We start from the raw sequence: 24086 nt of genomic DNA on the forward strand, positions 1-24086 counted from the left end.
TGTTCTGATGAATGTGCTGGTGAACGCGCTGGTCAGCGTGCTGATGAACGTGCTGGTGAACCGACTGATGACTTGCTCGGGAACTGACTCGGTGGTCCTCGCCGGGTGGCGTGGCCGGGCCGCGTGCCCCGGGCCCGAGCCTCCCGTCCCAGATCAACGTCCCACGCGCACAGGGCGTTCCCCGTGCTGAACGGTGTTCCCGGGTGGAACCTTCCCAGACGCTACCTTCCGGCCGCGCCCCCGTCCCGTGGGGGCCGCCCGGTGTGCCGGTATCGTTGCTGACGGTCGGCCGCTTCGTAGACTTCCCCGTATTCAGGGGTGCGATGCATTCGTACGACCATACAAACGCACCCCCGAGAAAGGGCCCCGTCGTGGCCGAGCCCGTGGTCAAGTCCGCGGCCAGGCGCCTTGTCGTGCTGGTCTCCGGATCCGGCACCAACCTTCAGGCACTGCTGGACGCCATCGCGGAGCAGGGCGTCGAGGCCTACGGAGCCGAGATCGTCGCCGTGGGCGCGGACCGCGACGGCATCGAGGGGCTCACCCGCGCCGAGCGCGCCGCCCTGCCGACCTTCGTGCGCCGCGTGAAGGACTACGACACCCGCGAGGAGTGGGACGAGGCCCTGGCCGACGCCGTTGCCGCGTACGAGCCCGACCTGGTCGTCTCCGCGGGGTTCATGAAGATCGTGGGGAAGGAATTCCTCGCGCGGTTCGGCGGGCGGTTGGTCAACACGCACCCCGCCCTCCTCCCCAGTTTTCCGGGGGCCCACGGCGTGCGCGACGCGCTCGCGTACGGCGCGCGGGTCACCGGCTGCACCGTCCACTTCGTCGACGACGGCGTCGACACCGGACCGATCATCGCGCAGGGCGTGGTGGAGGTCCGGGACGAGGACGACGAGAGCGCGCTGCACGAGCGCATCAAGGAAGTCGAGCGAAGGCTGCTCGTCGATGTCGTGGGGCGGCTCGCCCGGAACGGCTATCGCATTGAGGGACGAAAGGTAGTTATCCAGTGACCGCCGAGAGCACAGTCACGGCCGAGAGCGACAAGCGGGCCATCCGTCGGGCGCTCGTCAGCGTCTATGACAAGACCGGACTTGAAGAGCTCGCCCGCGGGCTCCACGAGGCCGGCGTGGAACTCGTCTCCACCGGGTCCACGGCCGGCCGTATCGCCGCCTCCGGCGTCCCCGTCACCAAGGTCGAGGAGCTCACCGGCTTCCCCGAGTGCCTGGACGGCCGCGTCAAGACGCTGCACCCGAAGGTCCACGCGGGCATCCTCGCCGACCTGCGCCTTGAGGACCACCGGCAGCAGCTCGCGGACCTGGGCGTGGAGCCGTTCGACCTCGTCGTCGTCAACCTCTACCCGTTCCGCGAGACGGTCGCCTCGGGCGCGTCGCCCGACGAGTGCGTCGAGCAGATCGACATCGGCGGTCCGTCGATGGTCCGCGCCGCCGCCAAGAACCACCCGTCGGTGGCCGTGGTCACCAGCCCGCAGCGGTACGCCGATGTCCTCGCGGCCGTCCAGGGTGGCGGGTTCGACCTCACCACCCGCAAGCGGCTCGCCGCCGAAGCGTTCCAGCACACGGCCGCGTACGACGTCGCCGTCGCCTCCTGGTTCGCCGACGAGTACGCCGCCGCGGACGACAGTGGCTTCCCCGACTTCCTCGGCCACACCTACGCGCGCAAGAACACCCTGCGCTACGGCGAGAACCCGCACCAGGGCGCCGCGCTGTACGTCGACGGCACGGGCGGCCTCGCGGAGGCCGAGCAGCTGCACGGCAAGGAGATGTCGTACAACAACTTCACGGACACGGACGCCGCGCGCCGTGCCGCGTACGACCACGCCGACCCGTGTGTCGCGATCATCAAGCACGCCAACCCGTGCGGGATCGCGATCGCCTCGAACGTCGCCGAGGCGCACCGCAAGGCGCACGCGTGCGACCCGCTCTCCGCGTTCGGCGGCGTCATCGCCGTCAACCGGCCGGTGACCAAGGAGATGGCGGAGCAGGTCGCCGACATCTTCACCGAGGTCATCGTGGCGCCCGAGTACGAGGACGGCGCCCTCGAAGCCCTCACCAAGAAGAAGAACATCCGCGTGCTCAGGGCCCATCAGGGTCCGGCCAACCCCGTCGAGGTCAAGCAGATCGACGGCGGCGCGCTGCTCCAGGTCACCGACCGCCTCCAGGCGGACGGCGACAACCCGGCGTCCTGGACCCTCGCGACCGGCGACGCCCTGAGCCCCGGTGAGCTCGACGAGCTGGCGTTCGCCTGGAAGGCCTGCCGGGCCGTCAAGTCCAACGCGATCCTGCTCGCCAAGGACGGCGCCTCGGTCGGCGTCGGCATGGGCCAGGTCAACCGTGTCGACTCGGCGAAGCTCGCCGTGGAGCGGGCCGGCGCCGAGCGCGCCCGCGGCTCCTACGCGGCCTCCGACGCGTTCTTCCCCTTCCCCGACGGCTTCGAGATCCTCGCCGAGGCGGGCGTCAAGGCCGTGGTGCAGCCCGGCGGTTCGGTCCGCGACGAGCTGGTGGTCGACGCCGCGAAGAAGGCGGGCGTGACGATGTACTTCACGGGGACGCGGCACTTCTTCCACTGACCCGTTCGCTGCCGCACAGGTAACGCACCAGGGCCGTGTCCCCCTGTACGAGGGGGGCACGGCCCTTGGTGTGAGTGGTGCGGGTGGTGCTGGGGGTTGGTTCAGTAGCGCGGGCGCGCGAACCAGGCGGTGCCGCTTGCGACGACCGGCGCCGCCGTGATGACGGTGGCGAAGACGACCCAGATCAACGGGAAGATGACCGCGGACGCGAGCCCGGAGTCCAGACCGGCGAAGAGCGCGATCAGACCCACGATGCCGCCGAGCGCACCGTAGACGACGGTGGTGATGCGGACGCCTTGACCACCCTTGCTGAACTTCACGCCGAGTGTGATGGAGAGGGTCGCCAGGGCCGCGGCGAGCAGCGCGATCAGGAAGAAGACTCCGGCGGCCATGTGGCCGCCGTCGCTCACCGAGCTGAACCCGTAGTCGTCCGCGCTGTCCGAGACGTCGTTCGCGAAGGCGGCGACGTAGAACCAGAACAGCGCTCCGATGATCTGGGGCACCGAGATGATGAACAGGAACACACGAGCCGTCATCAGCAGGCCCGGCATCGACTGCGGAAGCATCTGGTTGCCGCCCGGGTAGCCGGGGTACGCCGGCTGCTGCGGGTAGCCGTAGCCCTGCGGCGGTACGCCGGGGGGCTGCTGGGGGTAGCCGTATCCGGGAGCGGCCGGGGGCTGCTGGGGGGGCTGCCCGTAAGGGTTGTTCGGGTCGCCGAAACTCATGGCGGGTTTTCCTCCGTTGACTATGCGCGGGGACGAAGCGCGGAACGGTCGGAGGAATTTCTACAGAGCGGTCCGTCCCCCCGGTACTGCCCGCGGCACTGTGCCTCTCATCGTTCTTTAGGCGCCTCTTACTTGTCCAGCCGCATGCCATATGTGTTGTGCAAGTGCAACATCCCGATCATGGCCGGATGTGTGACATGCGCCCGGAAATCCGGTGCCGGAACGCCCGCCTGGTGGCCGGATTGGAACCGGGGCCGGGTCATCCGCGAGGATGGGGCCATGACCGCCCAGATTCTCGATGGCAAGGCCACCGCAGCCGCGATCAAGTCCGACCTGACCGCCCGCGTGGCGGCCCTGAAGGAGAAGGGCGTCCTGCCCGGCCTGGGGACCGTCCTCGTCGGCGACGACCCCGGCAGCCAGAAGTACGTCGCGGGCAAGCACCGTGACTGCGCCCAGGTCGGTATCGCCTCCATTCAGCGCGAACTGCCCGCGACCGCCACGCAGGAGGAGATCGAGGCGGTGGTCCGGGAGCTCAACGAGGACCCCGCCTGCACGGGTTACATCGTCCAGCTGCCGCTTCCCAAGGGCATCGACGAGAACCGCATCCTCGAACTGATGGACCCCGACAAGGACGCGGACGGACTGCACCCGATGAACCTCGGGCGCCTCGTCCTCAACGAGCCCGCCCCGCTGCCCTGCACCCCGAACGGTGTCCTCACCCTGCTGCGTCAGTACGGCGTCGAGATCAAGGGCGCCGAGGTGGTGGTCGTCGGCCGCGGTGTCACCATCGGGCGCCCGATGCCGTTGCTGCTGACGCGGCGCTCCGAGAACGCGACGGTGACGCAGTGCCACACCGGCACGCGTGACCTCTCCGCGCACCTCAAGCGCGCCGACATCATCGTCGCCGCGGCCGGCTCGGCGCACCTGATCCGCCCGGAGGACGTGAAGCCGGGCGCGGCCGTGCTCGACGTCGGTGTCTCGCGCAGCGCCGAGGGCAAGATCGTCGGCGATGTCCACCCGGGCGTCGCCGAGGTCGCCGCGTGGATCTCACCGAACCCGGGCGGCGTCGGCCCGATGACCCGCGCCCAGCTGCTCGTCAACGTGGTGGAGGCGGCGGAGCGCAGTGTCGGCTGAGGCTGAGGGCCACGGGGACCGCGTGGACGTCGACGAGCACGGCGACGCCGGCACCGCCACGGGGGGCGGCGGCGCACGTACCGCTGCAGGCGCCCATGGCGCCCGTACTGGTGAAAGAGCCGCTGCCACCGAATCCACCGATGCCGCCGCCGACGACGTCACCGGCGCCGACGCCACCAATGGCGCCGACGACATCGAGGTGCGGGACGCCGTCAGCGCGCCCGACGCCGAGGGGAGGCCGCGTCGCACCACGCGCCGCTTCCCGCTGTTCACCCGTGACACCGCGCGGCCCGAGGGCGGCGGCCGCGCGGCGCCCGGCGACGCCCCGGCACCGGCGCGTCAGTGGCCGATCCTCGCCGTGCTGACGACCGTCGGGATCGGCCTGCTGCTGACCGCGCTGGACGTGTTCCGCGTCGGCACGGTCCTGATCGGCCTCGCGCTGCTCGGCGGCGGTGTGCTGCGCTGGATGCTGCCCGACGTGGGCATGCTCGCGGTCCGCTCCCGCTTCACGGACCTGGTGACGTACGGCGTCCTGGGCGTGGCCATCGTGCTGCTCGCGCTGATGGCGCAGCCCAATCCGTTGCTGGAGATCCCGTTCCTGGACGACACGCTGCACTTCACGGTGCGCTGAACGGACGGTGGCCCGCACCTCCCCCGGAGGATGCGGGCCACCGCCGTTTCACCCCCTGCGGCGGGCGTTGGCGGGACGATCAGTGTCGGCCCGCTGAGCGAGGGAGGCTTCGCCGTGCGGCTGACCCTGGGCTCGTCCGGCCTCGTGGGTGAGGGAGAGTACGACCGCGGCCCGTCCTCTCCCCCGAGTAAGGACGGGCCGCGTTCGGGCGGGTGTTCCGCCTGGGTCAACCCTTGTGCACGCCGGCCAGGCTGTTCAACACCTGGCAGTTCCCTGTGGCACGGAAGTGACCATTCCGCTACGGTGTCCGCGCCCCGCAACGGGAACCGTCCGGGCCCCGGCGTCGTCCCTCGCTCACGGGAACGGCGAGGAGGACGGTGATGGGCGCCTGGCAGCCACTTCCGGAGGAACTTCCGCCGGAGGTACGCCACTTCGTGGAGCAGTTGCGGCTGCTCAAGGACCGCACCGGGCTCAGCCTGGTCGCCCTGGGCGCGCGCACGGCGTACAGCAAGTCCTCCTGGCAGCGCTACCTCAACGCGACCCAGCCGCCGCCCCGGCAGGCGGTCGTCGCCCTGTGCCGGGTGCTCGGCGAGGAGCCTGAACGTTTCGTCGTGCGCTGGGAGCTGGCGGTTCAGGCGTGGCCCCGCGAGCCGGCACAGGCCGGACCGCAGGCGACGGCCCAGGCGGCGGGAGGCGGCCCCGCGTCCGGCACGTACGGGCGCGAGGGCGGGGACGTCTACGAGGAGGACCCCACCCTTCCGTGGTGGGACGCGCCCGAAGAGCGGCCCGGAACCAGGGCGTCGCGATCGGCGCGCGGATCCTCGGGGCGGCTGCTCCTCTACGTCGCGCTGCTCGGGCTCGTCCTCATCGGCCTCGTCGCCGTCGTCGGCGCCGTCACTCTCGGGTGAACTGATTGTCCTTGTGGCTCCTGAGGTCGCTCCTGTGTTCCCATTGTGTCGATGTCTTGACAAGTTCGGGGATTTACGTCGATCGGCTTCAACAGCCGGGCTAACGTGGCCAATCGGGACGCTCCGGGATGCTCCAGGACGTCCCGTGCCGGAATTCGGCGGAGATCAGCGCAGCTCAGAGGTTCGACAGGTCGACCAAGGGGTCAGTGGGACACTGGACCGCAGACCAACCGGCGTGCAACGGTGCATGCCTCGGCCCGAAATGCTCCCGTGCGCCCCCGCCCCGGGAACTGAGATCCCGGCCGGGCGCATCCCTGTGGGTAGCCAGAACGGGGACTTGGCGGAGGGCCGCCACGCGCGGGAGAACAGTCAGGCACGTACGGGGGGAAAGCAATGAGGGGGGACAAGCAATGCCTCGTTGGAGGGCCTTGCCGGATGAGCTCGATCCGCAGGTCAGGGAGTTCGCCAGCCAGCTGCGCCGACTCGTGGACCGGAGCGGGCTGAGCATCGCCGCAGTGGCCGACCGCACGGGCTACAGCAAGACGTCCTGGGAGCGTTATCTCAACGGCCGGCTCCTCGCCCCCAAGGGGGCGATCGTCGCCCTGGCCGAGGTGACCGGGACCAACCCCATCCATCTCACCACCATGTGGGAGCTCGCCGAGCGTGCGTGGAGCCGCTCGGAGGCGCGCCACGACATGACCATGGAAGCGATCCGGATCTCCCAGGCGCGGGCCGCGCTCGGCGAGTTCGGACCGACCCCGGCGAAGGGGAGCAACGGCAAGCAGTCCCGCAAGGGCGGCAGTACGACGGTGACGCCGGGGATCGCCGGACCGGCGGGCGTGTCGCCGACCGTCCCGCCGATGGTGCCGCCGACCGTCCCTCCGCAGCCGACGGCTCCGGACGTCCAGGACTCCGTGGGCGGCGACGTACGGGGAGGCGCGTCTCGGCCGGGTTCGTCCGCGGGTACGGGCGGGGGTGCGGGTACGGGTTCGTCCGGGAGCTCCTCCGTCGCCAACTCGTGGGGGCTCGCCGGGTACGAGAGGCCCGCGCAGGCTCCCGGCCGGGGGGCCGGGAGCACGCCGGAGGCTTCCGGGCGGAATTCGGGGGCGAGTGTCGGTGTCGGTGCGGGGGCGAGTGGTTCCGGTGCCGGGGCGAGTGCGGGTGCGTCCGGGGCGTTCGGGCCGCCGCCCGGTGGGACGCCGCCGCAGGACGCTCGGCCTCCGTCCGGCGGGTCGGCCGACGCGGCGCGTCGCAGGCGGCGGCTCACGATGTTCCTCGCGGGGATCGTCGGCACGCTCGTCGTGATCGCGGCGGCCGTGTTCCTGACCCGCGGCGGCGGTGACAAGAAGGACGAGAGCACGCCTAAGTCGCCCACCACCTCCGCCGCCGTCGACCCCGATCTGCCGGTCGGGGTCAAGTGCAGCGGGAGCAGCTGCACGGGCAAGGACCCGGAGAACATGGGCTGCGGCGGGACGCTGGCGACCACCACCACCAGCGTCACCGTCGGCACCACCCTTGTCGAGGTCCGCTACAGCAAGACCTGTGGGGCGGCGTGGGCCCGCATCACCCAGGCCGCGGCCGGCGACAAGGTCGAGGTGTCCTCGGGTGCGGCGGCCAAGCAGACCGGGGCGGTCGACACGGACACCGACGCGTATACGCCGATGGTGGCTGTGAAGGACGCGGGGGACGCGAAGGCCTGTGCGACGTTGAAGGCCGGGCTGAAGGGCTGCACGAAGTAACCCCGCGGGCGGGGCTGTTCTCGTACGGTGCCGGGCTCGTCCGGCGTACGAGGATGGTCCCGCCTCGCTGTGCGTTCCGGTGCCGGGTCCGCCCACGAAGCCGGTTTTCGCCCCCTCCGCCCCTGCCCTTCCCGTGGTCCTGGGGGCTGCGCCCCCTCTCCCCCTGCCATCGCGCTGACGCGCTCGTCCTCAAACGCCGGACGGGCTGAAATACCCCACCCGCCGGTCGGCTGAAGTGCCCCACCCGCCCGATGAGCTGAAGTGCCGCCACCCGCCCGACGGGCTGAAATGCCCCACCCGCCCGATGGGCTGAAATGCCCCACCCGCCGGTCGGCTGAAGTGCCCCACCCGCCCGATGAGCTGAAGTGCCGCCACCCGCCCGACGGGCTGTCCCGCCGCTGGTGGGCCGGCATACCGCCACCCGTCTGAAATCCCGAACCCCAAAACTCCTCCCCGCGCTCACGCATGCCCCTGCGTTCTCGGGGCAGGCGGACGGTAACCCCACGGGATCCGGTGGCTGTTCGGGAGGAGACACCCCCTTCCGGGCTGTTCCGGTTGCCATTGGCGGCCGTCTTGCCCACCTCTCCCGGGCAGGCGGCCGCCTTTTCGTCGCTCTGTGGGGTGGGCCACACGTACCTGGACGTCCGGGATCCCGGAGGCGCGATAGCCTGACGGGCGGATCTCTCTTGACGCCAAGAGATCGATCATCTGTGTCCCTGATCGATCATCGCGGCGGAGCAGGGGATCCGGATCCTGCACCCGGGGCAGCGACGCCCCACCGCCAGCTGTCATACGGAGAACGCCATGACCCGCACTCCCGTGAACGTCACCGTCACCGGCGCGGCCGGCCAGATCGGTTACGCCCTGCTCTTCCGCATCGCCTCCGGCCAGCTGCTCGGCGCGGACGTGCCGGTCAAGCTGCGCCTCCTGGAGATCACGCCGGCGCTGAAGGCCGCCGAGGGCACCGCAATGGAGCTCGACGACTGCGCCTTCCCGCTCCTTCAGGGCATCGACATCACGGACGACCCGAACGTCGCCTTCGACGGCACGAACGTCGCCCTTCTCGTCGGCGCCCGCCCGCGTGCCAAGGGCATGGAGCGCGGCGACCTGCTCTCCGCCAACGGCGGCATCTTCAAGCCGCAGGGCAAGGCGATCAACGACAACGCCGCGGACGACATCAAGGTCCTCGTCGTCGGCAACCCGGCCAACACCAACGCGCTCATCGCGCAGGCGGCCGCCCCGGACGTACCGGCCGAGCGCTTCACCGCGATGACCCGCCTGGACCACAACCGCGCGCTGACCCAGCTCGCGAAGAAGACCGGCACGACGGTCGAGGACATCAAGCGCCTCACCATCTGGGGCAACCACTCGGCCACCCAGTACCCGGACATCTTCCACGCGACTGTGGCGGGCAAGAACGCGGCCGAGACCGTCAACGACGAGAAGTGGCTCGCCGAGGACTTCATCCCGACCGTCGCCAAGCGCGGCGCGGCCATCATCGAGGCCCGTGGCGCGTCCTCCGCCGCCTCGGCCGCCAACGCCGCCATCGACCACGTGTACACGTGGGTCAACGGCACCGCGGACGGCGACTGGACCTCCATGGGCATCCCGTCGGACGGCTCCTACGGCGTCCCCGAGGGCCTCATCTCGTCCTTCCCCGTCACCACGAAGGACGGCCAGTACGAGATCGTGCAGGGCCTGGACGTCAACGAGTTCTCGCGCGCCCGCATCGACGCCTCCGTGAAGGAGCTCGAAGAGGAGCGCGAGGCGGTCCGCAGCCTCGGCCTCATCTGAGCCGACCGAGCCACCCCGCTCAACGCGCAAGGCCCCGCCCCGGATTCGTTCCGGGGCGGGGCCTTCCGCATGCGTACGGAAAGTACGTATCGAACGTGCTTTCTTTATCCCCGCATGAGGTGACACTGCGGACGTAGCCGTCGCTATCGTCGCAGTGAGCAGGCTGATCGGGGGACGGGGACAAGAGATGTGGCGGTGGGACGCTCACCAGCAGCGGTGGATCGACGACGGCAACAGCGCGGGCGACGGCGCGGGCGGTGACGCCGGGTCGGAGACTCCTTGGTGGGCCGCGGAGGAGACCCGGGCGGCCGGCCTTCGGCCACCGCCGCCGGTCCAGCAGCCGGCGGCACAGCAGCCGCCGCCGCCACCGCCGGTCGGAATGCCGCCTCCGGTTCAGCCGCCGCCCGTTCAGCAGCCCTGGCAGCAGCCCGGGCCGTGGTCCGCTCCCGTCCCTGGAGCCGTTCCCGGCCCCGCTAACGCGCGCGGTGGCTCCGGGCAGCTGATCGCCATGGTCGTCGCCCTGGTCCTGGTGGCCGGCGGGATCGGGGCGGGGGTGTGGGTGCTGATGCGGCGTGACGCGGCGGACCGTACGGCGTCGGGGGGCTCCCAGTCGTCCGCGAGTGCCTCCGCTTCCGCCCATGCGCCGGAGTCCCCTTCCCCCTCCCCGTCGGCTTCCGCGTTCGCCTCCGCGTCGACGCTCGCGAGCACCCCGCCGCAGACATCCCTCGCCCCGCAGCCGGAACCGGCTCCCGGATACAGCCGGGCGGTGGACCCCGTCGGCTACACGCTCGACGTGCCCGACGGGTGGCTCCGGAAGCAGGAGAAGGGCGAGAAGGCGCCGGTCGTCACCTACTACACCGACCCCGGCGACAGCCGCGAGATCGAGCTGTTCAAGGTCACCGAGGACAGCCCGGCCGACTCCCTCGACCAGGCCGAGAACAAACCGTGGGGCTTCAGGAAGCAGCTCTCCGGCTACGAGGTCCTCGACCGTACGTCGGGCCCGGGCTGGGCCGAACTCACCTACCACTACGACGGTGGTGAGGAGGTGGGCCCCCTCCTCGTCATCGACCACCGCTTCACGGCACCCGACGGCACGCTCTACGCGATCCGCGTCAGCCACTACGAGGGGGCCACGTCCGAGGACCTGCGCGGGCTGCTCACGACGGCCGTGAGCTCCTTCTGCCCGACGGGCACGGACTGCACGGGGGCGTAGCCGGCGGCAGCCGCTTCTCGAACCAGTACGCGGCGTAGGCGTTGTCGTCGTACCGGGGGATCTCCGTGTACCCGCAGGCCCGGTACATCGCCTGGGCCTCGGCGAGGACCGCATGCGTGTCGAGGCGGACGACTCCGTGGCCGCGGGAGACGGCCTCGCGTTCCAGGCCGTCCAGGATCCGCCGGGCGAGCCCGAGACGCCGGGCGTCCGGGTGCACCCACACATGCCGGATCTCGCCGACCCCGGGCTCCAGCCCGCGCAGCGCCCCGCAGCCGACGGGGCGCCCCTCCTCGTACGCGACGAGGAAGGCGCCGGCCGTTCCGGACACCTCGTGGGGCCGTACGAGGGCGGCCGGGTCGAAGCCCTCCGGGAAGCGCTCGTCGATGTCGGCGGCGTAGGCGGCCAGGCAGTGGCGGGCGTCGGCCGAGGAGCCGTCGACGACCTCGACCGTGATCGCCGCGAGCCGCAGCAGCCGCTCGGCAGTGGCGACAGCCGCCGTGAGGTCACCGCGCTGCCGCTCGCTCAGTCCGCCGAGCAGGCCCGCGGCGAGGACGTCGGCGCGGTGGTTCTGCTCCTTCACCTCGACCCGCCCGGCCGGGGTGAGCCGGGCGATGCGCAGCCTGCTGTCGTCGGGATGCACGCTCACCCGGACAAGGCCCTGCGATTCGAGCGCCTTGACCATCCGGCTCAGATATCCGGCGTCGAGCCCGAGCCGGCCCCGGAGGTCTCGGAGGGAGGCGCCCGCCCCGGCCTCGGAGACCCCCGTGCCATCGGCGGTCGCGGCGGTCGCGGTGGTCTCGGCGATCTCGAAGAGCAGGCGTGCCTCGCCGAGGGGGCGGTCCTGCCCGAGGTAGTGGTCGTCAAGGGCCCCGATGCGCCGGGTGAAGTAGCGGTTGAAGCGGCGCAGGGCCTTCACGTCTTCCGCGGCGACCGGTTCCGTAGAGACTGACTCCATATCTTTGACTGTAGTCAAAGAAATCGCTCGGCGGCTCAGATCTTCTGCAACTCGCTCTGCAGCTTCGAGATGTCCACCGACTCGTCCGCCGACGGCGTGGCCGACGGGACCGGCTCGTTGTAGTCGGTGAAGAGCAGGGTCAGGTCCGAGCCCTTGCCCTTCTCCGTCGCCTCCACCAGGTGGTGGTCGTCGTCCGTGCTGACGTACAGCGTGGTCTTCTTGCCGGTTTCCTTGTACGACAGCGGGATGACCTTCGAGCCGTCGACCGTCGTCTCGGCGCCCTTCGTCAGGGTGTGCCGGTTGTCCGGATCGCCGGTGATCTCCTTCTGGAAGGCGTCGAGATCGCAGCTGTCGGCCATGCCCTTGACCAGGGCGTCGCCGGTGGAGCCGTGGATGTAGCGGTTCTTGAACAGCTCGGCGGCAGCGTCACCCTGGCCACCGGGGATCTGGGTCTTCCAGAAGGCCTTGTCGGGTTTCATCCAGACCTGTCCGTCGCGCACGACCATCTTCACGCTGCCCCCGTCGGAGCCCATCTCGATGGAGCCCGTGCAGTTGCCGTCCTGGTCGAGGGCGAGGTCCATCGAGGTCGGCTGGGTGGTGCTGGTGCTCGTGCCCGCGCTGTCGTCGGTGAGCTTGAGGTGGACCGACTTCGCCTTCAGCAGGGTCTCCTGCGCCTTGTCGGAGAGTTCCTGTGCGCTCGCGCCGTCGCCGTCGCCGTCGTCCGCCCAGGACAGCGCGGGGGAGAGGGGTGAGACGGGCGAGAGGGGCGACAGGAGAAGCGCTGCGGCGACCGCCGTGCGGGCGAGCGTCTTCCTGGACATCGCGTCACCTCCATGGTGCGCATCAGCTCCATGGTGCGCATCAGCGCCTCACTACTCAGCGTACTTTTGTGCCTGTTTGCCCGCATTTTCAGTGACGCGGCCCACTTTCGGCCATGGATCGCGCATGCATCGCTGGTCGAGGGGCAGGCGCTCACGGCCCCCGAGAGTGACACGTGTGTGACACAGGGGCACTGAACAGGAACGGAAGGCAACACCGACCATGGCCGGACACCAGGGACACCAGACGATTCATGTGGGCGGGGAGTGGCGCGAAGCCGTCTCCCGCGCCACTCGCGACATCCTCGACCCCGCGGATGCCAAGCCGCTCGCCGTGGTCGCGGAGGGCGACGCGCGGGACGTGGACGCGGCGGTCGCCGCCGCCCGCCACGCCTTCGACGAAGGCCCGTGGCCGCACACCGCCGTCGCGGAGCGCGCCGCCCTGCTGCGCCGTGTCGCCGACCTCCTCGTGCGCGACCGGGAACAGCTCGGGCTGCTGGAGAGCCGTGACGCGGGCAAGACGGTCGAGGAGGGGCGCGTCGACATCGACTGCGTCGCCGACGCCTTCCGGTACTTCGCCGACCTCGTCGTGGGGGAGGGCGGCGGCCGTGTCGTCGACGCCGGGTCCAAGGACATCCACAGCGTCGTCGTGCACGAGCCCGTCGGCGTCTGCGCCATGATCACGCCCTGGAACTACCCGCTGCTGCAAGCCAGTTGGAAGGTCGCGCCCGCCCTGGCGGCCGGTGACACCCTGGTGATCAAGCCGAGCGAGATCACCCCGCTGACGACCGTCGCCCTCATCGACCTGCTGGTGGAGGCCGGGCTGCCGGTCGGCGTCGCCAACATCGTGACGGGGCCCGGGCATTCGGTCGGCGCCCGGCTCGCCGAGCACCCGGACGTCGACCTCGTCTCGTTCACCGGAGGTCTCGCCAGCGGCACGAAGGTCGCCCAGGCCGCCGCCGTGAGCGTGAAGAAGGTCGCGCTGGAGCTGGGCGGCAAGAACCCCAACGTCGTGTTCGCCGACGCCTGTTCGACCGAGGAGGGCTTCGACACGGCCGTCGACCAGGCCCTCAACGCCGCGTTCATCCACAGCGGCCAGGTCTGCTCGGCGGGCTCCCGCCTCATCGTCGAGGAGAGCGTGCGCGAACGCTTCGTCGCCGAACTCGCCCGCAGGGCAGGCCTGATCAGGCTCGGCCGCGGCACCGAGGAAGGCGTCGAGTGCGGCCCGCTCGTCTCCGAGCAGCAGCGCGCGAAGACCGAGGCGTACGTCGCCTCCGCGCTCGCGGAGGGCGCGGTGCTGCGGTCCGGCGGCAAGCGCCCCGAGCCGTCCGCCGAGCGGCCCGCCACCGGGTACTTCTACGAGCCGACCGTCCTCGACCGGTGCCACCGGGACATGAAGGTCGTACGGGAGGAGGTCTTCGGGCCGGTCCTCACCGTCGAGACCTTCCGCACCGAGGACGAGGCCGTCGCGCTCGCCAACGACACCGAGTACGGGCTCGCGGGCGCCGTCTGGACCGCCGACGCGGGCCGCGCCCGACGCGTCGCGGGACGTCTGCGCCACGGCACCGTCTGGATCAACGACTTCCACCCCTACCTTCCCCAGGCGGAGTGGGGCGGCTTCGGCAAGAGCGGAGTCGGCCGGGAACTCGGCCCGTCCGGTCTCGCCGAGTACCGCGAGACCAAGCACGTCTATCAGAACCTCGCGCCGCGGCCTGTGCGCTGGTTCAGGGGCTGAGCTCGATGCCGACCCCGACTGCGCTCGGATCCGGCTGGGGGTCCGGGGGTTATCCCCCGGGACAGCACAGCCAGAACCTCGCGCCGAAGCCGGTGCGGTGGTTCGCCGGCTGAGCGCCGCAAGTCCCCAAGAGCCGGGCCGCGTCCCCCACGTACGGCCTTGTCCCCCCGTCTCCCCACCCATTACGCGCAGTACCTTGCACGATCTTGAGGAGCACCACTTCATGTCCGAGCACGAGAACACGTACGACTACGTCGTCATCGGCGGCGGCACGGCAGGCTCCGTGATCGCGTCCCGGCTGACCGAGGACCCCGACGTCACCGTCGCCGTCATCGAGGGCGGTCCCAGCGACGTGGGCCGCGACGACGTCCTGACCCTGCGCCGGTGGATGGGCCTGCTCGGCGGCGAGCTGGACTACGACTACCCGACGACCGAGCAGCCACGCGGCAACTCGCACATCCGGCACAGCCGGGCCCGCGTCCTCGGAGGGTGTTCGTCCCACAACACGCTCATCGCGTTCAAGCCGCTGCCGTCCGACTGGGACGAGTGGGAGGCCGCGGGTGCCAAGGGCTGGGGTGCGGTGCCGATGGAGGCGTTCTTCGGGCGGCTCCTCAACAACATCGTTCCCGTCGACGAGAAGGACCGCAACGCCATCGCCCGCGACTTCGTGGACGCCGCGCAGTCGGCGCTCGGCGTGCCGCGCGTCGAGGGCTTCAACCGGGAGCCGTTCACCGAGGGCGTCGGCTTCTTCGACCTCGCGTACCACCCGGAGAACAACAAGCGCTCCAGCGCTTCGGTCGCCTACCTGCACCCGGTGATGGACGAGCGCCCCAACCTCCGCATCCTCCTGGAGACCTGGGCGTACAAGCTGGAGCTGGCGGGGACGCGCGCCACGGGCGTGCACGTACGCGGCAAGGACGGTGCCGAGACCCTCGTACGGGCCCGCCGCGAAGTCCTGCTGTGCGCGGGTGCCGTGGACTCGCCGCGCCTGCTCCTGCACTCCGGGATCGGGCCGCGCGCGGACCTCGAAGAGCTCGGCATCCCCGTCGCGCACGACCTCCCGGGCGTCGGCGAGAACCTGCTCGACCACCCGGAGTCGGTGATCGTCTGGGAGACGCACGGGCCCATTCCCGAGAACTCAGCGATGGACTCCGACGCGGGCCTCTTCGTGCGCCGCGACCCCGAACACGCGGGCCCCGACCTGATGTTCCACTTCTACCAGATCCCGTTCACCGACAACCCCGAGCGCCTCGGCTACGAACGCCCCGCGCACGGCGTCTCGATGACCCCCAACATCCCCAAGCCGCACAGCCGCGGCCGGCTCTCCCTGACCAGCGCGGACCCGGCCGACAAGCCCGCCCTCGACTTCCGCTACTTCACCGACGAGGACGACCACGACGGCCGGACCCTCGTCGACGGAATCAGGATCGCCCGCGAGATCGCCAGGTCCGAACCGCTCGCCGGATGGCTGAAGCGCGAGGTGTGCCCGGGACCCGACGTCACGGGCGACGAGGAGCTGAGCGAGTACGCGCGCAAGGTCGCGCACACCGTGTACCACCCGGCGGGCACCTGCCGTATGGGTGCCGCGGACGACCAACTCGCCGTCGTGGACCCCGAGTTGCGCATCCGCGGCCTCGACGGCATCCGGATCGCCGACGCGTCCGTCTTTCCGACCATGCCCGCCGTGAACCCCATGATCGGGGTGCTCATGGTCGGGGAGAAATGTGCCGACCTGATCGGAGGCGGTGCGTGATGACCACCACGACCACCGTGCCCACGCCCGAGCCCGCGAACGCCCCCGCCACGACCGGGAGTTCGCCCGTCTTCTCCGTCCACAACCTGTGGAAGGTGTTCGGCCCCAAGGCCGATCGCATACCCGGCGACCCCGAACTCGCCGCGCTCACCCCCGCGGAGCTGCGCGCCAGGACCGGCTGCACCGCCGCGGTGCGCGACGTCAGCTTCGACGTGCGCAAGGGCGAGGTCTTCGTCGTCATGGGCCTGTCCGGCTCCGGCAAGTCCACCCTCGTCCGCTGTCTGACCCGGCTCATCGAGCCGACCTCCGGCTCCCTCGCGATCGACGACGAGGACGTCCTCGCCATGGACACCGCCCGGCTGCGCGAACTCCGCCGCCACCGCGCCGCGATGGTCTTCCAGCACTTCGGCCTCCTCCCGCACAGGTCCGTCCTCGACAACGTCGCCTACGGCCTGGAGATCCAGGGCGTCAGCAAGGCCGAACGCCGCAGGCGCGCCCAGGACGTCGTCGCCAAGGTCGGCCTGGAGGGCATGGAGCAGCGCAGGCCCGGGCAGCTGTCCGGTGGCCAGCAGCAGCGCGTCGGGCTCGCACGGGCCCTCGCCGTCGACCCCGAGGTCCTCCTCTTCGACGAACCGTTCAGCGCGCTCGACCCGCTGATCCGGCGCGACATGCAGGAGGAGGTCATCCGGCTGCACCGCGAGGAGGGCCGCACGATGGTCTTCATCACCCACGACCTGAACGAGGCACTGCGCCTGGGCGACCGCATCGCGCTGATGCGCGACGGCAGCATCGTCCAGCTCGGCACGCCCGAGGAGATCGTCGGGTCCCCGGCCGACGACTACGTCCGCGACTTCGTCCAGAACGTGCCCCGCGAGCAGGTCATGACCGTGCGCACCGCCATGCGCGCCGGTGACTGCGGCGGCTCGGAGCACCCGGGCCGGCTCGCCCCCGACACCGTCGTCATCGACGCGATCAGGACCGTCGCGCACAGCGGCCGGGCCGCCTGTGTCGTGGAGGACGGCCGTTGCCTGGGGGTGGTCGACCACGAGCGGCTGCTCGACGTGGTGGCCGGAGCGGGGCCGAGCAAGGAGGCGGTCTGATGGCAACGGTCACCACCCCCGCCCCCCGGATCGCGCTGCCCGGTGTCCTCAGACACCGCGCCGCGGGCAAGCTCCTGCTGCTCGCCGTCGCCGCGGCCGTCCTGGTACCGCTCGCCAACGCCCGCTGGGCGAGCGGAACCTGGCCGCACGCGCTGACCGTCGACCTGAGCGAACCGCTCGGCCGGGCCAGCACCTGGATCATCGACAACCGCGACAGCCATCCGCTGTTCCTGTACTTCTTCGGATACGTCAGCAACGCCGTCGTCCTCTCCGTCCGCGCCGTCTACCTGGTGCTGCTCGCGGCAGGCTGGGCGGGTGTCACGGCCGTCGCGGCGGTCACCGCGTGGCGGGTCGCCGGCGTCCGGCTGGCGCTGGGCACGGCCGCCGCGTTCCTCGCGTGCGGGCTGCTCGGTATGTGGGTGCCCACCATGCAGACATTGGCGCTCATGGTGGTTGCCGTACTCGCGTCCGTCGTACTGGGCGCCCTGCTCGGCCTCGCCGCCGGGCTCTCCGACCGCACCTACCGCGCCCTGCGCCCGGTCCTCGACACCATGCAGGTGCTCCCGGCGTTCGCGTACCTGCTCCCCGTCGTCCTGGTGTTCGGCATCGGCGTCCCCGCGGCCGTGCTCGCCACCGTCGTGTACGCCGCCCCGCCCATGGCCCGGCTCACCGCGCTCGGCCTGCGCGGCGCCGACGCCGGGGTGATGGAGGCCGTCGCCTCACTCGGCGCCACGGTCCGCCAGCGGCTGCTGACCGCCCGCCTTCCGCTGGCCCGCAAGGAACTCCTCCTCGGCCTCAACCAGACGATCATGATGGCGCTTTCCATGGCCGTCATCGCCTCGGTGATCGGCGCGGGCGGCCTCGGTGACCGTGTCTACCAGGCCCTCGCCTCCGTCGACGTGGGTGCCGCGCTCGCCGCCGGCATCCCGATCGTGCTGCTCGCCGTCGTGCTCGACCGGGTGACCGGCGCGGCGGGAGAGCGCCTCGGCGAGCCCAACGGCAGTCCCCTGCAATGGGGTTACGCGGCCGTCGTCGCCGTGGCCGTCGCACTCGCCGGACGTCTCACCGGCCGCCTCGACTGGCCCGAGGCCTGGTCGGTCGGCATCGCCGAGCCCGTGAACCACGCCGTCGACTGGATGACCGACCACCTCTACTCCGGCGTCCCGTACATCGGCGGCACCGCCGACTGGGCGGGCCACTTCACCACCTGGGTCCTCGACCCGCTCCGGGACGGCCTGCTCTGGCTGCCCTGGTGGTCGGTCCTCCTGGTCGTCGTCACGCTCGCCTGGCTGATCGGCACCTGGCGCACCGCGCTCACCGCCGTCCTCGCGATGGCCGCGATCGGCGTCCTCGGCGTCTGGGAGCCGTCCCTCGACACCCTCTCCCAGGTGCTGGCAGCGGTCGCCGTGACCCTCGTCCTCGGCTTCGCGACCGGCATCGCCGCGGCCCGCAGCGAACGCGTGGAGCGGGCCCTGCGCCCGGTCCTGGACGTCTTCCAGACGATGCCGCAGTTCGTGTACCTGATCCCGGTGGTCGCCCTGTTCGGCATCGGCCGCGCCCCGGCCGTCGCCGCGGCCGTCGTCTACGCACTGCCCGCCGTCGTCCGCATCACCACCCAGGGCCTGCGCGCGGTCGACCCGTCCGCGCTGGAGTCCGCCCGCTCCCTCGGTGCGACCGGTCTGCAGCAACTGCGCCAGGTCCAGCTGCCGTTGGCCCGCTCGTCCCTGCTCCTCGCCCTCAACCAGGGTGTCGTCCTGGTCCTCGCCGTGGTCATCATCGGCGGCCTGGTCGGCGGCGGCGCGCTCGGCTACGACGTCGTGTTCGGGCTCGCCCAGGGCGACCTGGCCACCGGACTCGTCGCCGGTGCCGCGATCGTCTGCCTCGGCCTGATGCTCGACCGGGTGACCCAGCCCACGGGCCGACGAGGGAAGAAGGGAGCCTGACATGCGCATACGTACGATTTCCGCGGTGGCCGGGGGATCGGCCCTGTTGCTGCTGACCGGCTGCGGCGCCGCCGACATGACCAAGCAGTCCTCGCCCTACGCCAACGCCCAGGGCGCCAAGACGGTGACCCTCTCCGTGCAGTCCTGGGTCGGCGCACAGGCCAACGTGGCCGTCGCGCAGTACCTGTTGGAGCACCGGCTCGGCTACCGCGTCGACACCGTCCAGGTGGACGAGGTCCCGGCCTGGGACGCGCTCAGCCAGGGCCGCGTCGACGCGATCATGGAGGACTGGGGCCACCCCGACCAGGAGAAGCGGTACGTCGAGGACAAGAAGACCATCGCCCACGCGGGCGACCTCGGCGTCACCGGCCACATCGGCTGGTACGTCCCGACGTACTTCGCCAAGCAGCACCCCGACGTCACGAACTGGAAGAACCTCGACAAGTACGCAGACCAGCTGCGCACCGCGGAGAGCGGCGGCAAGGGCCAACTCCTCGACGGCTCCCCGTCGTACGTCACCAACGACAAGGCGCTGGTGGACAACCTGGACCTGAACTACCAGGTGGTGTTCGCCGGTTCGGAGGCGGCGCAGATCACCCAGATGAAGCAGTTCGCCAAGGAGAAGAAGCCCTTCCTCACCTACTGGTACTCACCCCAGTGGCTCTTCGAGAAGGTCCCGATGACGGAGGTGAAGCTCCCCGCCTACAAGGAGGGCTGCGACGCCGACGCCAAGAAGGTCGCCTGCGCCTACCCGCACACCCCGCTGCAGAAGTACCTCAACGCGGACTTCGCCAGGAGCGGCGGCAAGGCGGCCGCCTTCCTGAAGAAGTTCAAGTGGACGACGGAGGACCAGAACGAGGTGTCGTTGATGATCGCCAACGACAAGCTGACCGCGCAGGAGGCGGCGAAGAAGTGGGTGGCCCGCCACGCCTCCACATGGAAGGCGTGGCTGCGGTAGCCCCCGGCCGCCGCGTGATCACCGCAGCCCGTCGGCGATCCCCCGCAACGCCCCCGTCGCCGCCCGCTGCAGCCCCGGCCCGAACGTGATCCGCGTCGCCCCTCGCCCGCCCAGCTCGGCCGGCGAGGGGCCCCCGTCGAGCGTGGCGAACACGTTCACCGGCCCCTGGATCCCGGACCGCAGCAGGGGCAGTACGTCGACGGGGGCGCCGATCGGATACACGCAGTCGGCGCCCGCGGCGACGTACAACGCGGCCCGCTCGATGGCCCGTCCGGGATCCGTGACCCCGCGCACGAACGTGTCGATGCGCGCGTTGACGAAGAGCTGGTCGGCCGCCGCGGCCCGCACCTCAGCGAGCCAGTCGGCGTGCCGGGCCGCATCCTTGAGGGCACCCCCGTGCGAGTCCTCAAGGTTGCAGCCCACCGCACCCGTCTCCAGCAGCCGCTCCACCAGCTCCTTCGGCGCGAGCCCGTACCCGTCCTCGATGTCCGCGGACACCGGCACGTCGACGGCCCGGACGATCCGCGCCACCGCCGCGAACATCTCGTCGGCGGGCGTCGCCCCGTCCTCGTACCCGAGCGAGGCCGCGACCCCCGCGCTGGGCGTCGCGAGCGCCGGGAACCCCGCGTCGGCGAACACCCGCGCGGAGGCGGCGTCCCACGGCCCGGGAAGGACCAGCGGGGCGTCGGGCAGACGGCCCCGGTGCAGCGCGCGGAACGTCTCTGCCTTGCTCACCACGTGGGTCCTCCCGGTGGGATGCGGCGGCTGACCATCAGCCGGTTCCATCCGTTGATGACGGTGATCAGTCCGATGAGATGGGCGAGCCGATCGTCGTCGAAGTGCTTGGCGGCCCGCTCGTACACCCCCTCCGGCACGAAGCCGTCGGTCAGGACGGTGACGGCTTCGGTGAGCGCGAGAGCGGCCCGTTCGCGCTCGCTGTAGAGGTCCTCGGCCTCCTCCCAGGCGTCGAGGAGATCGAGACGCCGCCGATCGACGCCGTGCTCGCGCGCGAGGCCGAGATGCATGTCGAGGCAGAACGCGCAGTGGTTGATCTGCGAGGCGCGGATCATGACGAGTTCGGCGAGCTCCGGATCGCCGAGCCCCTTCTTCGCGGCCGCGCTCAGCGCGGACATGGCCCGCCCCACCCGCTGGTCGAGCACCTGCGTACGGCTCACTTGTGCGTGCCTGCCTGGTAGTGGCCCGGCGTCATCCGGGTGCTCACCCCGAACCGGTTCCACGCATTGATCACCGTGATCGCGGCGATCAGCTGGGACAGCTCCGCCTCCTCGAACTGCTTGGCGGCCCGCTCGTACACCTCGTCCGGCACGAAACCGTCGGTCAGCACGGTGATCGCCTCGGTCAGCTCGATCGCGGCCAGTTCCTTCTCGGTGTAGAAGTGCCGCGACTCCTCCCACGCGCTGAGCTGAATGATCCGCTCGACGCTCTCACCCGCCGCGAGCGCGTCCTTGGTGTGCATGTCCAGGCAGAACGCGCAGTGGTTGATCTGCGACGCCCGGATCTTCACCAGCTCGTACAGCTTGGGCTCCAGGCCCTGGCGGGCGGCGGTGTCCAGCCGCAGCATCGCCTTGTAGACCTCGGGGGCGTGCTGGGACCAGTTCAGACGGGGGGCCTGCTCGGCGGCGTACGGGACGGATTCCTCAGTGGTCATGTCCTCGACCCTAGGAGCGGAGCAGCCCAAGGGTATGGTCCATTTCCATGGCGAAAACCTGGGCCACTTTGGGCGTCGACCTGCACCTGGAACCGAACGGCTCCGGCGGTCTGCGCCGGGGCCTGACCGACGCCCTGCGGGACGCGGTCCGCGGCGGCCGGCTCGCTCCCGGCACCCGCCTCCCCTCCTCACGCACCCTCGCCGCCGACCTGGGCATCGCACGCAACACGGTCGCCGACGCGTACGCCGATCTCGTCGCCGAGGGCTGGCTCACCGCCCGCCAGGGCTCCGGCACCCGCGTCGCGGAGCGCCCCGTCCCGCAGCGCACGCCGGACACCCCACCCCACCCGCGCGAGCCGGGCCGCCCCACGTACGACCTCGTCCCCGGCGCCCCCGACCTCGCCTCCTTCCCGCGCACGGAATGGCTCAAGGCGGCCCGGCGCGCACTGGCGGCGGCCCCGCACGACGCCCTCGGCTACGGCGACCCGCGCGGCCGTGTCGAACTGCGCACCGCGCTCGCGGTCTACCTGGCCCGCGCCCGGGGCGTCCGCGCCGACCCGGAGCACATCGTGGTCTGCTCCGGGTTCGCGGACGGGCTGACACTGCTCGGCCCGGTGCTGCGCGGGCGCGGGCTGCGCTCGCTCGCCGTGGAGTCGTACGGCCTCGACGCGCACTGGAACCTGCTGGAGCGGGCGGGGCTGCGCACCGTGCCGCTGCCGTTCGACGAACTCGGCACGGACATCGGCGAGTCGGCGGGCGTACGCGGCATGCTGCTGACCCCCGCGCACCAGTTCCCCATGGGCGTGCCGCTGCACCGCGACCGGCGGGCCGCCGCCGTCGACTGGGCGCGTCGCACCGGCGGCCTGATCCTGGAGGACGACTACGACGGCGAGTTCCGCTACGACCGTCAGCCGGTGGGCGCGCTCCAGGGACTGGACCCCGACCGCGTCGTCTACCTCGGCACCGCCAGCAAGTCGCTGGCTCCCGGACTGCGGCTGGGCTGGATGGTGCTGCCGCCGGCCCTGGCCGCGGAGGTCGTCGCGCTCAAGCGCGGCGGTGGCTGGTCCAGCGGAGTCCTGGACCAGCTGACGCTGGCGGAGTTCCTCACGTCGGGGTCCTACGACCGGCACGTCCGCGCCGCGCGCCTTCGTTACCGGCGTCGGCGCGACGGTCTGGTCGCCGCCCTTGCCGCGCAGGCGCCCGGCGTCCACGCCACCGGCATCGCGGCCGGCCTGCACGCCGTCCTCCAACTCCCGCCCGGCACCGAGCAGTCGGTGCTCCGCGCCGCCGCCTGGCAGGGCCTGGCCCTGCACGGCCTCACCCGCTACCGCCACGCCCTGTCGACCGCGCCCCGACAGGACGCCCTGGTCGTGGGCTACGGCACCCCGCCGGACCATGCGTGGGCGGGGGCACTGTCCGCCCTGTGCAGGGCGCTGCCGTCGCCGTAGAAGCCGGAGGGGCTGGATTCAGCCCGTCCGGCGTTTGAGGACGAGCGCGAAGCGCGATGCAGGGGGGAGGGAGCGCAGCCCCCAGGTCAACGGGATGGGCAGGGGCGGAGGGGGCGAATCAAGCCTCGGCCCGCTCCACCGCCGGCGCCTCCCCGAACCGCGCCAGCGCCAACGCACCGGCCACCGCGACGGCGAAGCCGAGGACGGCCAGCCAGCCCAGACCCTCCCGGGTCCGGTCCCCGAGCCACACCACCCCCACCACCGCGGGCCCGATCGTCTCCCCGATCACCAGCCCGGCGGTGGCGGTGGTCACCGACCCCCGCTGCAACGCGGAGGTGAGCAGCACAAACGCCGCGCCACCACCCAACAGCAACGCATACGTCGCAGGGTTGGAGAGGAGCGCGCCGACCCCGAGGTCGTCGATGAGCCGCACCGTCACCTCGACGACCCCGAACCCGAACCCCGCCCCGAGCCCGAGCGTCAACGCCCGCCCACGATCGGGCAGCCGCCCGGCGACACCCCCGAGCAGCAGCACCCCCACCGCCGTACCGAGCATCACGTACTTGAGCGTCAGCGACCCGGCCCGCTCCCCCTCCGTCCCGGACGCCAGCCCGAGCATCGCAAGGCCCGCGCACACGACGCCCACCGCGCCCCACTCGACCCGGCTCAGTCGTACGTCCAGCAGCCGGGCGGCGACGACGGCGGTCACGGCGAGGCTCGCGGCGAGCGCCGCGCCGACGGCGTAGATGGGAATGGAGCGCAACGCGGCGATCTGGAGCAGGAATCCGACCCCGTCGAGCGCGAGCCCCGCCAGATACCGCCACTGCCGCAGCGCCCGCAGCAGCAGCGCGGCCTCGCCGCCGGGCGCCGAGTCGTCGGCAACCGCCCGTGCGGCGATCGCCTGCAACACCGTCGCCGTACCGAAGCAGACCGCTGCGCCAAGGGCGCACACCATTCCGAAGAGCACGAAGTGACT

Annotated in this window: 21 protein-coding genes; 14 read left to right on the plus strand and 7 right to left on the minus strand. The window is 71.4% G+C overall.

What is annotated here, in order from left to right; translation table 11 throughout:
- Positions 1-323 precede the first annotated feature (323 nt).
- Both purN and purH read left to right on the plus strand, forming a co-directional pair.
- Positions 324-1010 carry a phosphoribosylglycinamide formyltransferase gene (purN, locus tag ABZS97_RS00665; protein WP_356131686.1) on the plus strand — a complete coding sequence of 229 codons (687 nt, stop codon included), beginning with the start codon at positions 324-326 and terminating at the stop codon, positions 1008-1010.
- Positions 1007-2587 (plus strand): bifunctional phosphoribosylaminoimidazolecarboxamide formyltransferase/IMP cyclohydrolase, encoded by a 1581-nt coding sequence (gene purH / locus ABZS97_RS00670; RefSeq protein ID WP_356131689.1) that lies wholly within the window; start codon positions 1007-1009, stop codon positions 2585-2587. Before purN ends, purH begins: the two co-directional genes overlap by 4 nt.
- 101 nt (positions 2588-2688) lie before the next feature.
- Here purH and ABZS97_RS00675 read toward each other — a convergent pair whose 3' ends face one another.
- Positions 2689-3312, minus strand: a complete 624-nt coding sequence (locus ABZS97_RS00675; protein WP_356131692.1) for a hypothetical protein — start codon at positions 3310-3312, stop codon at positions 2689-2691.
- 279 nt (positions 3313-3591) lie between these two features.
- On the opposite strand from ABZS97_RS00675, the gene ABZS97_RS00680 reads away from it, so the two are divergent.
- From ABZS97_RS00680 to ABZS97_RS00705, 6 genes are all read left to right on the plus strand, one after another.
- Positions 3592-4446 carry a bifunctional methylenetetrahydrofolate dehydrogenase/methenyltetrahydrofolate cyclohydrolase gene (locus tag ABZS97_RS00680; RefSeq protein WP_356131695.1) on the plus strand — a complete coding sequence of 285 codons (855 nt, stop codon included), beginning with the start codon at positions 3592-3594 and terminating at the stop codon, positions 4444-4446.
- A gap of 22 nt (positions 4447-4468) precedes the next feature.
- The gene (locus tag ABZS97_RS00685) at positions 4469-5077 is read left to right on the plus strand and encodes a DUF3017 domain-containing protein (protein ID WP_356131698.1); all 609 of its coding nucleotides are present in this window, start codon (positions 4469-4471) and stop codon (positions 5075-5077) included.
- Between the two features lie 380 nt (positions 5078-5457).
- The gene (locus ABZS97_RS00690) at positions 5458-5985 is read left to right on the plus strand and encodes a helix-turn-helix transcriptional regulator (RefSeq protein WP_356131701.1); all 528 of its coding nucleotides are present in this window, start codon (positions 5458-5460) and stop codon (positions 5983-5985) included.
- Positions 5986-6395: 410 nt separating this feature from the next.
- Positions 6396-7724 carry a DUF2690 domain-containing protein gene (locus ABZS97_RS00695; protein WP_356131704.1) on the plus strand — a complete coding sequence of 443 codons (1329 nt, stop codon included), beginning with the start codon at positions 6396-6398 and terminating at the stop codon, positions 7722-7724.
- 804 nt (positions 7725-8528) lie between these two features.
- Positions 8529-9518, plus strand: a complete 990-nt coding sequence (locus ABZS97_RS00700) for a malate dehydrogenase (protein WP_356131706.1) — start codon at positions 8529-8531, stop codon at positions 9516-9518.
- Positions 9519-9672: 154 nt separating this feature from the next.
- Positions 9673-10731, plus strand: coding sequence for a hypothetical protein (locus ABZS97_RS00705; RefSeq protein ID WP_356131709.1), 1059 nt, complete (start codon positions 9673-9675; stop codon positions 10729-10731).
- On the opposite strand, the gene ABZS97_RS00710 is transcribed toward ABZS97_RS00705, so the two are convergent.
- Both ABZS97_RS00710 and ABZS97_RS00715 read right to left on the minus strand, forming a co-directional pair.
- On the minus strand, positions 10676-11686 hold the full coding sequence (locus tag ABZS97_RS00710) for a helix-turn-helix domain-containing GNAT family N-acetyltransferase (RefSeq protein ID WP_356131712.1): 1011 nt from the start codon (positions 11684-11686) through the stop codon (positions 10676-10678). The two genes, ABZS97_RS00705 and ABZS97_RS00710, sit on opposite strands and share 56 nt — an antisense overlap.
- Before the next feature lie 35 nt (positions 11687-11721).
- Positions 11722-12507, minus strand: a complete 786-nt coding sequence (locus ABZS97_RS00715; protein ID WP_356131715.1) for a hypothetical protein — start codon at positions 12505-12507, stop codon at positions 11722-11724.
- Between the two features lie 220 nt (positions 12508-12727).
- On the opposite strand from ABZS97_RS00715, the gene ABZS97_RS00720 reads away from it, so the two are divergent.
- The 5 genes from ABZS97_RS00720 to ABZS97_RS00740 all read left to right on the plus strand — a co-directional run bounded on the left by ABZS97_RS00720 (position 12728) and on the right by ABZS97_RS00740 (position 19993).
- Positions 12728-14239 carry an aldehyde dehydrogenase family protein gene (locus ABZS97_RS00720; RefSeq protein WP_356131718.1) on the plus strand — a complete coding sequence of 504 codons (1512 nt, stop codon included), beginning with the start codon at positions 12728-12730 and terminating at the stop codon, positions 14237-14239.
- Positions 14240-14462: 223 nt separating this feature from the next.
- Positions 14463-15992 carry a GMC oxidoreductase gene (locus tag ABZS97_RS00725; RefSeq protein WP_356131721.1) on the plus strand — a complete coding sequence of 510 codons (1530 nt, stop codon included), beginning with the start codon at positions 14463-14465 and terminating at the stop codon, positions 15990-15992.
- Positions 15992-17092 carry a glycine betaine/L-proline ABC transporter ATP-binding protein gene (locus tag ABZS97_RS00730; RefSeq protein WP_356131723.1) on the plus strand — a complete coding sequence of 367 codons (1101 nt, stop codon included), beginning with the start codon at positions 15992-15994 and terminating at the stop codon, positions 17090-17092. The genes ABZS97_RS00725 and ABZS97_RS00730 overlap by 1 nt, the downstream gene beginning before the upstream one ends.
- Positions 17092-19035 carry an ABC transporter permease subunit gene (locus ABZS97_RS00735; protein ID WP_356131726.1) on the plus strand — a complete coding sequence of 648 codons (1944 nt, stop codon included), beginning with the start codon at positions 17092-17094 and terminating at the stop codon, positions 19033-19035. Before ABZS97_RS00730 ends, ABZS97_RS00735 begins: the two co-directional genes overlap by 1 nt.
- Before the next feature lies 1 nt (position 19036).
- Positions 19037-19993 carry an ABC transporter substrate-binding protein gene (locus ABZS97_RS00740; RefSeq protein WP_356131729.1) on the plus strand — a complete coding sequence of 319 codons (957 nt, stop codon included), beginning with the start codon at positions 19037-19039 and terminating at the stop codon, positions 19991-19993.
- 18 nt (positions 19994-20011) lie between these two features.
- Here ABZS97_RS00740 and ABZS97_RS00745 read toward each other — a convergent pair whose 3' ends face one another.
- From ABZS97_RS00745 to ABZS97_RS00755, 3 genes are read right to left on the minus strand one after another with little or no spacing between them, the layout of a single operon-like run.
- On the minus strand, positions 20012-20728 hold the full coding sequence (locus tag ABZS97_RS00745) for an isocitrate lyase/phosphoenolpyruvate mutase family protein (protein WP_356131732.1): 717 nt from the start codon (positions 20726-20728) through the stop codon (positions 20012-20014).
- Positions 20725-21126, minus strand: a complete 402-nt coding sequence (locus ABZS97_RS00750) for a carboxymuconolactone decarboxylase family protein (RefSeq protein ID WP_356131972.1) — start codon at positions 21124-21126, stop codon at positions 20725-20727. Before ABZS97_RS00750 ends, ABZS97_RS00745 begins: the two co-directional genes overlap by 4 nt.
- Before the next feature lie 38 nt (positions 21127-21164).
- Positions 21165-21662: a carboxymuconolactone decarboxylase family protein gene (locus ABZS97_RS00755; RefSeq protein ID WP_356131735.1), complete on the minus strand. Its 498-nt coding sequence runs from the start codon at positions 21660-21662 to the stop codon at positions 21165-21167.
- Between the two features lie 47 nt (positions 21663-21709).
- Here ABZS97_RS00755 and ABZS97_RS00760 point away from each other — a divergent pair, with 47 nt between their 5' ends.
- Positions 21710-23110 (plus strand): PLP-dependent aminotransferase family protein, encoded by a 1401-nt coding sequence (locus ABZS97_RS00760; protein WP_356131737.1) that lies wholly within the window; start codon positions 21710-21712, stop codon positions 23108-23110.
- A gap of 118 nt (positions 23111-23228) precedes the next feature.
- Here the strand turns inward: ABZS97_RS00760 and ABZS97_RS00765 are convergent, their stop codons facing one another.
- Complete coding sequence (locus ABZS97_RS00765; protein ID WP_356131975.1) at positions 23229-24065, minus strand: DMT family transporter; 837 nt, start codon at positions 24063-24065, stop codon at positions 23229-23231.
- Positions 24066-24086: the final 21 nt, after the last annotated feature.

This window comes from Streptomyces sp. NPDC005485 (assembly GCF_040606085.1).
Lineage (GTDB): Bacteria > Actinomycetota > Actinomycetes > Streptomycetales > Streptomycetaceae > Streptomyces.

Excerpts from the sequence above, each read along its gene's own strand:
- purN (WP_356131686.1), top strand. The coding sequence starts at position 324 with ATGCATTCGTACGACCATACAAACGCACCCCCGAGAAAGGGCCCCGTC.
- ABZS97_RS00675 (WP_356131692.1), bottom strand. The coding sequence starts at position 3,312 with ATGAGTTTCGGCGACCCGAACAACCCTTACGGGCAGCCCCCCCAGCAG.
- ABZS97_RS00680 (WP_356131695.1), top strand. The coding sequence starts at position 3,592 with ATGACCGCCCAGATTCTCGATGGCAAGGCCACCGCAGCCGCGATCAAG.
- ABZS97_RS00690 (WP_356131701.1), top strand. The coding sequence starts at position 5,458 with ATGGGCGCCTGGCAGCCACTTCCGGAGGAACTTCCGCCGGAGGTACGC.
- ABZS97_RS00695 (WP_356131704.1), top strand. The coding sequence starts at position 6,396 with ATGCCTCGTTGGAGGGCCTTGCCGGATGAGCTCGATCCGCAGGTCAGG.
- ABZS97_RS00700 (WP_356131706.1), top strand. The coding sequence starts at position 8,529 with ATGACCCGCACTCCCGTGAACGTCACCGTCACCGGCGCGGCCGGCCAG.
- ABZS97_RS00710 (WP_356131712.1), bottom strand. The coding sequence starts at position 11,686 with ATGGAGTCAGTCTCTACGGAACCGGTCGCCGCGGAAGACGTGAAGGCC.
- ABZS97_RS00715 (WP_356131715.1), bottom strand. The coding sequence starts at position 12,507 with ATGTCCAGGAAGACGCTCGCCCGCACGGCGGTCGCCGCAGCGCTTCTC.
- ABZS97_RS00720 (WP_356131718.1), top strand. The coding sequence starts at position 12,728 with ATGGCCGGACACCAGGGACACCAGACGATTCATGTGGGCGGGGAGTGG.
- ABZS97_RS00725 (WP_356131721.1), top strand. The coding sequence starts at position 14,463 with ATGTCCGAGCACGAGAACACGTACGACTACGTCGTCATCGGCGGCGGC.
- ABZS97_RS00730 (WP_356131723.1), top strand. The coding sequence starts at position 15,992 with ATGACCACCACGACCACCGTGCCCACGCCCGAGCCCGCGAACGCCCCC.
- ABZS97_RS00735 (WP_356131726.1), top strand. The coding sequence starts at position 17,092 with ATGGCAACGGTCACCACCCCCGCCCCCCGGATCGCGCTGCCCGGTGTC.
- ABZS97_RS00740 (WP_356131729.1), top strand. The coding sequence starts at position 19,037 with ATGCGCATACGTACGATTTCCGCGGTGGCCGGGGGATCGGCCCTGTTG.
- ABZS97_RS00750 (WP_356131972.1), bottom strand. The coding sequence starts at position 21,126 with ATGTCCGCGCTGAGCGCGGCCGCGAAGAAGGGGCTCGGCGATCCGGAG.
- ABZS97_RS00755 (WP_356131735.1), bottom strand. The coding sequence starts at position 21,662 with ATGACCACTGAGGAATCCGTCCCGTACGCCGCCGAGCAGGCCCCCCGT.
- ABZS97_RS00760 (WP_356131737.1), top strand. The coding sequence starts at position 21,710 with ATGGCGAAAACCTGGGCCACTTTGGGCGTCGACCTGCACCTGGAACCG.
- ABZS97_RS00765 (WP_356131975.1), bottom strand. The coding sequence starts at position 24,065 with ATGGTGTGCGCCCTTGGCGCAGCGGTCTGCTTCGGTACGGCGACGGTG.